8 protein-coding genes and 1 pseudogene are annotated in these 9,437 nt (G+C 33.5%); all 9 read right to left on the bottom strand.

Features of this window, described 5'->3' with window-relative positions; genetic code table 11:
- Positions 1 to 468 (bottom strand): nucleotidyltransferase domain-containing protein (locus B0A58_RS12775; RefSeq protein ID WP_207758851.1); only part of this gene is annotated, 468 nt, incomplete at its 3' end.
- A 259-nt stretch (positions 469 to 727) separates the two neighbouring features.
- On the bottom strand, positions 728 to 2,104 hold the full coding sequence (locus tag B0A58_RS12770) for an RtcB family protein (protein WP_089081383.1): 1,377 nt from the start codon (positions 2,102 to 2,104) through the stop codon (positions 728 to 730).
- 108 nt (positions 2,105 to 2,212) lie between these two features.
- A complete protein-coding gene (locus tag B0A58_RS12765) occupies positions 2,213 to 3,442 on the bottom strand; it encodes a type II toxin-antitoxin system HipA family toxin (RefSeq protein ID WP_089081382.1) in 1,230 nt (409 codons plus the stop codon).
- A gap of 5 nt (positions 3,443 to 3,447) precedes the next feature.
- Positions 3,448 to 3,723, bottom strand: a complete 276-nt coding sequence (locus tag B0A58_RS12760; protein ID WP_089081381.1) for a helix-turn-helix domain-containing protein — start codon at positions 3,721 to 3,723, stop codon at positions 3,448 to 3,450.
- A 708-nt stretch (positions 3,724 to 4,431) separates the two neighbouring features.
- Positions 4,432 to 5,193, bottom strand: coding sequence for a rhamnogalacturonan acetylesterase (locus B0A58_RS12755; protein ID WP_089081380.1), 762 nt, complete (start codon positions 5,191 to 5,193; stop codon positions 4,432 to 4,434).
- Positions 5,183 to 6,190 carry a pectinesterase family protein gene (locus tag B0A58_RS12750; RefSeq protein ID WP_089081379.1) on the bottom strand — a complete coding sequence of 336 codons (1,008 nt, stop codon included), beginning with the start codon at positions 6,188 to 6,190 and terminating at the stop codon, positions 5,183 to 5,185. Before B0A58_RS12750 ends, B0A58_RS12755 begins: the two co-directional genes overlap by 11 nt.
- An 18-nt stretch (positions 6,191 to 6,208) precedes the next feature.
- Positions 6,209 to 7,174, bottom strand: coding sequence for a DUF4861 family protein (locus B0A58_RS12745; RefSeq protein WP_089081378.1), 966 nt, complete (start codon positions 7,172 to 7,174; stop codon positions 6,209 to 6,211).
- A 146-nt stretch (positions 7,175 to 7,320) separates the two neighbouring features.
- Positions 7,321 to 8,448, bottom strand: a complete 1,128-nt coding sequence (gene pelA / locus B0A58_RS12740; protein WP_089081377.1) for a pectate lyase — start codon at positions 8,446 to 8,448, stop codon at positions 7,321 to 7,323.
- A gap of 281 nt (positions 8,449 to 8,729) precedes the next feature.
- A pseudogene (locus tag B0A58_RS12735) lies at positions 8,730 to 9,122 on the bottom strand (glycoside hydrolase family 88 protein); the annotation flags it as partial.
- Between the last annotated feature and the right edge of the window lie 315 nt (positions 9,123 to 9,437).

The following is a 9,437-nucleotide window of genomic DNA, read 5'->3' as shown; positions in this document are numbered from 1 at the left end:
TTTATGTAAATAACTCGAATAATTTTTAAGTTTGATTTCTTCAGCTTGACAAAGGGGCATAAAATTTTTTGTGGTTCCCAAATAATGATGCAAGCAAGCAACTGGTGAAAAACAGTCTAATGCCAACTCCCTCATTTTATTCATAACTGCTTCATTTTCAAAATATACTATAGGCGAAAACAACCACTCCAATAGCGAAGCATTGGATTTGGCTAACAATAATAAGGTTTTCCGAAGATCCCAACCGCTTCCGTCTAAATCGTCTGTGGTCATAAATTCAATGGTGTCTGCTTGCTGTCGAAGAGACAAATAATAATCCAAATCGTGCTTGTAAATAAATCGAATGTCGTAATCACTATCAGGTGAGGCAAACCCCCAAGCCCTACTACCCGACTCTACCGCAGTAAGTAGTTCAACTCCTTTTTCAAGAACAACTTCCTTGAGTTTTTGATGAATTTTTTGTTTCATTTCTATGATTTTTTATAATTTTTTTCCCAATAGATTAAATTCCTTTTTCACCAACGGATTTAAATCCGTTGCTACAAAATGATTCGTATTTTCACCAACGGATTTAAATCCGTTGCTACAAAATGATTCGTCTTTTCACCAACGGATTAAAATCCGTTGCTACAAAATGAATCGTCCCTACGGGACTTAACTGGAACCTTGCAATCGCAATACATTAATAGGGCTGGACTAAAGTCCTGCCGTTAATATAAATACCCAATTATCTCCTTCTCCAAGGTGCGTTTTTTTCCCAATTACCAGCCATAATACAACCATAAGGCATTACCTCATCAATAACCGTTCCCAGTCCGAAGGTTTCCATTTGCTCGCGCACCGAAGCGGCATTTTTATAAGCCGATGGCAATTCGGAAATATCAATTTCATTAGAGAAAAAACGAACATCCAAGCCTTTGGTTTCCTCCTCAAAAACGGCTTGCATGGTTTGATGGGCTTTGGTTTTTTTATGTTGGGTTCTGCTGGTATTTCTTCCGGCTCCGTGTGGTGCAAATCCTAAATTGCTCTCCGTAGTTGCTCCTTCCACAATCAAAACCGGTTCTGCCATATTCAACGGAATCAACCTCGGGCCCGTAATATCGGGCATGAATTTGGGATCTAAAGGCGTTGCTCCCTTAGCATGATAAAACAAATCGCCGTCCTTGAAAACAAAATTATGTTCGTTCCAAAATCTCGCTTCTTTTTCTTGGTTTAATTTTTCTAAAGTGGCGTCGTGAATGCATTCGTGATTCTTCTTTGTCCACGAACGGATGATTTGCAAGGCTTCCCAATACATTTTCCCTTCGGGCGTTTCATACGGTATCCAAGCATTTTGTTTCAAGGTTTTTGGCGAAAGTACTTTTCTGAATTTTTCTGCCAAATGCATTCCTTTTTTAAACAAATTGGCGCCCACTCCCCTACTTCCATGATGTGTAACCAACATGGTGTTGCCTGTTTTTTTGGAAATACCAACAAACAAAAAGTGATTCCCATCGCCTTGCGTTCCAAGATGCGAACGTGCCACACTGATCATTCTCTGATCATTCAAAAGGGCATTCGATTCAAATTGTTCCAAAAGTTCGGCTGGAAAACGGAATTGGTCTTCTCTACTTCTACCGCCTCCACCAAAATGTGTAATTTCGTGAGCGGCATCCAATACCGCTTTGGGATCCGTTTTCCCAAAATCCGTTAGCATCACCGAGCAACAAATATCGGCACTATGCATCCCTGGGTGAATAGCATTTTTTGCAACCACAACACCCCCAACTGGAATGGTTCCAATAGATCCTGTCGGACAAGCATCGGGCATAATGGCGCCTTTGGTCAAGGTTGGGGTTTTCATCAATTCCATCATGGTTTGGACCACATCGGTTTTGTTTTTTTCTTCTAATTCGTTGTCAGCCAATATGTTTTGGTGAAAATCCACTGGAACTTCGTGCAAATCCAAAGGAGCAGGTGCTCTAAATTGTTCCAAATAAGCCATCAATTCCTCTTGCGATAAATCATTTGCATTGATATAAGCTATTGCGTCTTTGAACCACGCCCCTTGATAAAATCCTAATGCGATCAAATCTTTTCCCGAAAATGTTCTGTTTTCATTCATGTTTTCTATCTTTTTAAATTTCTTATGCAAAGATGATCGAGCAAGTGCGTAATTAATTTGCGTAGTTTGAAAAATCGTTGCATTAAAATTTTAAATCATTAATTTTCCTTATTTCATCAAATTTTGCATCGTGCTTTTGATTTTGTTTATTGCCATATTAGAAACTTCATGATTTTTTGCCAATGTTTCCCATTGTTGTATGGCATTTTTCACTTCATCAAATATGGAATCGGGTTGATTTAATCCGAAAACTTTAGCTAACTCTTTCAAATGGGCAACACTTGGGTTTTTATATTCGCCAGCAAAACTTGTGCTGTGTGTTCCCATGGAAGAAGCTGAAAAAGTTAAATCATAAGCCGGTGCAAATTGCCAAACTCCATTTTTATTCATCAAAAACGAGAAATTTTTACTATGATCGTCTCTGTTATGAGTGAATAAATTGAAGGTTGCCAATCGAAATATTTTTTCATAAACCGCCGTATTTTTTTCCAATTGAAAAGCAGCATCCATCAAATGCCCATAATCTAAACTGCTCATTCTGAAATCATCATGCAACAATCCGCTGATGGAATGCAAATGTTGTCTGCTGTTTTGGTTTCTGTCAAAACGTTTGGTGCCAAAATAATAGCGCCCTGATTTTCCTTGGAACAAACGACAAGGCATCATTTCAATACCTGCCAAAAGTGCCATTTTGTGATAGACATATTCAATTTGAGCAGTATCTTGAGCATCAAAAGAAGATGTAAATTTAATAATCCAATGGTCAAAACCTTCGGGTAAATGGTCGAAACTTGGGATGATTTGATGGGTTGCAGGGTTATAGCCAACATTAATTTTCGGTCTTGCTCCCCCAGATGAACCACCAAAAAGAAATAACTCATCAAGCACATCAGATGCCGTTCCGCTAAGTACCAATTGCATTTCTTTATGCAAAAAATCTAAGTCAATTACTTGATTATCAATTTCTTCTGTCATTTGAATGGGTTCATAGATCAAAGCACCATTTCCAGTTTTTCCTACAATAGATAATCGGTCTAAAGGATTAATTGTTTTACTATTTATCCCTTTTGACTGTAAATGTCTATCAACTAACAATTTTCCCCAACCATCTGGCAACGAGTCATTAAAAACACCAAATAACCCATCAAAAATAGTGTTGGGTAGTTGCTGCACACTAGCGTTAAAAGGCAATTTGAATGGCGAAATGTTGATTTTTTTCTCTAAAAAAGTATCAAAATATTTGAAATAAATCTTGTTTTTTAGCAAAATTAATTCGCCCACTTTCTGTGGTTCTGTATCAAATAAAAGGGCTACTTCTAGTTTTTCAATCGTTTTCATTTGCTTTATTTTTTACTAAAAAGTTTCTCAATTTCGGAAGTGTCTTCTCTATAAAACAAAAGATCAAAATCCGTTAAACAATCAAAAAAATGAGCCAATTTCAACAACGATTCCAAACTAATTTGCCCCGTGGTTTCAAAGCGTTTCAAACTTCCCAACGAAACACCTGCTCGTGTGGCGACTTCTTGCTGCGTAAATCTTTTACTTTTTCGCATTTTTACCTGTCTTTTAGCTATTTCTAGTAGTACTTCCGTAGGTTGTTTGTTTATAGTATAACGCATTTTTTTAAATTTTAATTAAAAAACAAAATAGCCAACATATTAGCTATTTTAATGCAAAAATACAAAAAACAATTAATATAGTAGCTATTTTGAAAAGGAATTTAATGTAAAAAAGGAACTGTTTTTTTATTATTTGGGCAGCTATTCCGCCCTCCGTTCCCGCTTTTTTTTCTTGCCGAAATCAACTAACCGCTCACGGCAAGAAAAAAAGAGCTCCACTCAGGTCGGGCTGCGGCATCCGTGTTCCAAAGCCATTTTTCGTTAAATTGGAAATCATCAACTTGTTCACTTTTTGACTCATTCGTTTGTACTTCTTTATATATCTAATCAAAAAAGCCATTAGATACAATAACTTAATGATTCTTAATGCCTTAATGTTTAAAATTTAATTTGACAATCAGTAACCTGTAACAAAAAGTCAAAAATCTTAAATCTTTGCGTCTCTGCGACTTTGCGTGAAACTAAAAATCAGCAACTTAATGTCTCTTAATGCCTTAATGTTTAAAAAAAATTATTTATTTTAAAAACACTTAACCAAATTACACAGCGGAAATCAATGTGTTAGCAACGGTATTCATAAGTTTTTATCTTTTGAAACCCAAAATAATCGGGTCTTTTGAAAAAATTGCTAGAGAAAATGATGATTGGCACACATCAGAAATCACTAAAAATTATTATAGACTACCTAAACTATTGAAAATTATGGATTTAAAAACTTTCTTTATCCACAACTTTCTTTAATTTTTTAACAGAAGTATCTTCTATTGAAAGTAGTGTTTGGGCAACTATTTTTGAAATTTCGGTTGCACCTAGCAAGGAATAATGCGTGTTGTCTTCTTTTCCATTTGGGTAATATGGATTTTCTCCTGCAATGAAGTGTAGATGTAATTTTTTTGAATTTTCTGGACCATAAGACATTTCTAATTTTTCAGATAAATATTCTAAATCAATAAAAAGGACTTCATATTCTTTTGCAATCAATCGGGTTTCTTGGGTATAATCGTTATGAGTGCTTACTAAAACGCCTTGTTCGTTAAAATTTCTTCTTGTAACTGAAGAAAATAAAATAGGAATTGCTCCTTTTTGGCGGGTTTCTTGAACAAATTGAATTAGATTGTAACGATAAGCCGTATGTGGGTTTGTATATCTAATGGAATCGGTTACTTTGCCATCATTATGCCCAAATTGAATGAAGACATAATCGCCTCTTTTTAAATTTTTATAAATGGAATCCCATCGTTTTTCATTCAAAAAACTTTTAGTGCTTCGTCCATTAACTGCTTTGTTGATAACGATTGCATCGGTGGTTAGAAATTTTGGAAACACTTGCAACCAACCGTGTTCTGGATTTTCATTTGGATGCACTTTATCTGCCATTGTTGAATCGCCAATTCCATAAATGGTTACTTTTTGGGCATAACCATTAAACAGAAATAGTAGCACTACTAATGATAGTATTCTATTTTTCATTTTTTAAAAATTTTTGAATCGTATTAAAAAAATCGGTTCCTAAACACTGCTTCATTTCATATTTCTTTGCTTGGGTTTGATTCAATTGATGCGACCATTGTACTCTATTATTTGTATTCGACCCATCTCCAACGGAATCAAACTCGGCATAAAAAGTTGTTTTCTCTGCTTCTGGTTTAGACCAATTTTGCCAGCCTTCTGGAGCAATATGTTTTTCAAGAATACAATTCAAAAGGACTGTTTTTGCATAAATTCGCCATGGTCTTCCAAGATATACTTTTGTGGCATTTGAATCTGCAATAAAATGACATGATTGAAAAACAAAACCATATTTTGACTCTTCGGGAGTTGAAGCAGCTGTAACATAGGAGTTTTTCTTTGATTTGATTTCGCAACAATCAAAATAAGCGGTTGCATTACCAAAAATAAAGTCGGTAGTGCCTTCAATAGTACAATTTTTATAATACTGCCTTCCTTTGCCAGAGGCATATAAAGTGTCTTGATTCCCAATGATATTACAATCTACAACCATAACATTATCAGAAATAACAGACAAAGCTATTGCTTGACCAATTGCACCAGAAGCGTTTTCGATTGTCAAATTTTTTAATATCACATCATTACTTTCAATTAGTAAAGTATAGGTTAAAAAAGTACTGTTTTTTCCAATACCCATTTTATTGAAATTATCATCATGGGTTATGATTGTATTTGCTCTACTTTCGCCTAATAATGTGATATTGGCATTCCATTCATTGACTTTTATTTTTTCTTTATAAACCCCATTTTTAATAAAAATTGTAATTCTTTCATTAGGAAAAGAAACACAATCATTTATTGCAGCTTGGATAGAGACATAATCACCCGTGCCATCTTGAGCCACAATTTTATAAAAATCAGTGTTCTTTACTTTAAAGTTATTAGAATACCCTTTCACCCCAAGTAAAAAAAAGATGATGATAAGAATGGTAGTTGCTTTTTTGAAATTGACAATCATAAACGCACTGTTTTAATATTAAATTTTATTTTTCTTTTCTAATTCTTCTAATTTTTGATCTAGATATTTATAAAATTCTTCTTGTGTTTTTATACCTTCTTTTTCTTGTTCCCAAGCACCTAAAAGATAAAAAGTTACTTCTTTTTTGGTGGGTTTAAAAATTATTAAATGATCAAATTCGGCTTCTTTACGTTCTTTTACATCTGCAACTTTATAAAAAACAGCCATTCCTAAATTATCGGGTACTAATGATTGCTTTCCGTAGGTTGCCATATAAGCCCATTTTTTGTTTTCACTTGTTTTTGAAACCAAATCAATAGCTTTAAATTTTACAATTCCTGTGCAAATGCCCTCTATTTTTTTAGAGGTTTGAATGGTGTGTTTGGTATGGCGACTATACGAATCAATTGTTAATGTGGATTGAAAGTCAATTTTATCCGTGTTGGTTTGCCATCCTTTATAGTTCACAATTACAGAAGATTGGTTTTCTTTGTTTTCAATAGTTACAAAAGTGGAATCTACTTTTTGAAAATGCAACACTTCTGATCCTGAAAATCGTCCAATGGCTCCAATACCCAAGCCTTTATCAACTTTCAAAATGTCCATTCCCCAAGGGCTTTCATGATGGTACGATTCAAAACCATCTAAACCCACTTTTGAAAGCACCAATGTATCTGAAACTTTCCCAAAAATATCGATGCAATTTCTCCAATCTAAATATAACCTGTAGGCAATTTTTTTTGATTCCCAGCCTGGTCCTTCATATCGAATAAAATAAGAATGATCCCAATGCGATTTTGGTACTTTTAAATTGAATACATTTACAAAAGTACCGCCTTCATATTTTTGACCAACCCATGTTCCACCTTCTTTGATGGATATTTCGGCATAGGTTTTGGGTGGTTCCTTTGAAAGTGCATTTTGAGCAGAAACCGACACTTGCAACAATACTAGTAGCACAGTGATTATCTTTACTATTTTCATCGTGATTTTTTTCTTTTTTAAAATTATAATTTGATAATAATGTATCAGTAATACATTTAAAAATCTGGAATTAAAACAAAAGTCATTTTAAAATGCAATCGATTACTTTTTTGAATTAAACAATAAAAAAAGGTATGCTTTTCTCTTTATTTTACTTTTAGATTTTCCTTCCACTTTGGATATTTTTTCAAGACTTCTTTAGGTTCGTTTCCATACCATTTATAACCAGTTCTTCTTTCATATCCAATTTCAGATAAAGCCTGTTTTTTAATGCCATCTCTATCACAAAAAAAGGGTTGATTGTCTTTCAATTCCATAAATCGTGCCCAAATTGGTTCTGCATCAGGGCTTTCAACAAGGACTTTATCTGTTTTTTGTTCCTTTTCAATTGGAATACTAATAACTTTATATCCTACTATTTTTGTAGCTTCAAACCACTTATGAGCCGCTTCCACCGATTGGATTATTTCTACTGAAGGATTTTCAATAGCCATTAGTAATAATACAATTTTAGCCGATTCGCTTCCGCTTAAAGATGCCAATTCAAATGCTCTTGCGTTTGCAGGCAGCAAAGAAAATTCGTCATATTGAGCACACCAACCAGTCAAAACCCCATTTTGCAAATACTGTGTTTTTAGGATACATTGGATTCCTTTATCAAATGCAATAACCGATTTATTGTAAATTTCTGTTGGAATTTCAATGGTGTTATACTTTGAATGGACTTTGATAACGTGTAAAATATTTAAGATGTTTGCCATTAAATCATCATTGTAGGTAATGTGTGTGTAATAACCTTTTTTTAATGGATAAAATTGTGGCCAACCTCCGTTATCATATTGAGCCATAAGCAAGTACATAAGTCCTTTTAAGAAGGCATTTTTATATTTTTCCTCTGGAAAATGACGATACACTTTAGCCAAAAACACCATTTCTTGGCAAGTTGCACCATTATCTGCCGTACAGCCTGTTGGGTCGTTTTTCATTTTTAGCAATTGACGCACCTCATTATCAGACAATGGGTTTTGCATTTGAATATTTTTGGGCCAACCACCAATATCTCTTTGATATAATAGTACATTTTCAGCAATTTTGTGAGCCTCTTCAGTACCAAACCATTGCTCCTCTTTTGATGCCATAAATTTATTCCAATCAGTAACTTTTTCTTGTGGTTTTGTTTGCTTGGTGCTTTCTATAGCTTTAGCATCTTGTGCAATTGACTTGCAAGAAACCGTAAAAAACAACACCATTAATAGAATTGAAAATTTCTTCATTTTTATAAATAATTTAAAGCAATCTCATTTTTTTTTAAACAATATAGTATCAAATTCAACATGCAAAGTTACAAAACCAAATTTAATTGAAAATTTCTTCATTTTTATAAATAATTTAAAGCAATCTCATTTTTTTTTAAACAATATAGTATCAAATTCAACATGCAAAGTTACAAAACCAAATTTAGTAGCAGTTCTTTTCACTTTATGCTTCCAATCTATTTTTGAAATCGAATAATTTATTGTAACTATTTGATTTACATTTGAAAAACTTTATAATGCTATCTATTTAATTCTAAAGCAGCCAAAATAAAAGGGCCCGTTGCTTTTGGATCATCGTCTTTTTTTCTTTCATTTATGTAGTAGGAATATGACCCGTCTCGATACGGTTTGCCTCCTAAACCCGCTACTGCACAAGCCTGAGTAATATGAATTTGACCATCAGCATCTGTTTTTATTAAATCTTTTATAAGTGCATCAAAAGCTTTATTGGCTATTTTAAAATATTTTTTTGGAAGATATCCTTTGTTTGCTCCTTTTGCCAAAGTATAAATAAACATAGAAGATGCAGAAGATTCCATATAATTTCCTTCACTAGATCCTTTATCGGTAACTTGATACCAAAGTCCCGATTGATCTTGTTGCTTGATAATACTTTTTGCAATTTTGTTTAACCCAACTTGCCGATTTTAGCATTTTAAAATTAGTAAAAAGGTTTTTTTGTGTTAAATATATGTTAAATATATGTTAAATATAAGGCTGTTGCTTGAGTCTAAAAAATTTAAAAACCTTAAAATCAGCAGTTTATAAATTTTCAGTAGTTTGTAAATCTCGTTTGTAGTGAGGTATGATTATTGTTTATTTGATAAGCGTTTGATATATTTGCAAAATGTTTATAAGAGTAGTAAAAAAGCAAAATTCTAAAGAAGGTAAAGTTTTTTACCAGTTTATGCTTGCCCAAAATTCAAGGATTAATGGCAAGGTAAAAC

Source organism: Flavobacterium branchiophilum NBRC 15030 = ATCC 35035 (genome assembly GCF_002217205.1).
Taxonomy (GTDB): domain Bacteria; phylum Bacteroidota; class Bacteroidia; order Flavobacteriales; family Flavobacteriaceae; genus Flavobacterium; species Flavobacterium branchiophilum.
Note: the sequence above shows the minus strand (reverse complement) of the source record. Positions and strands in the feature narration are given on the sequence as shown.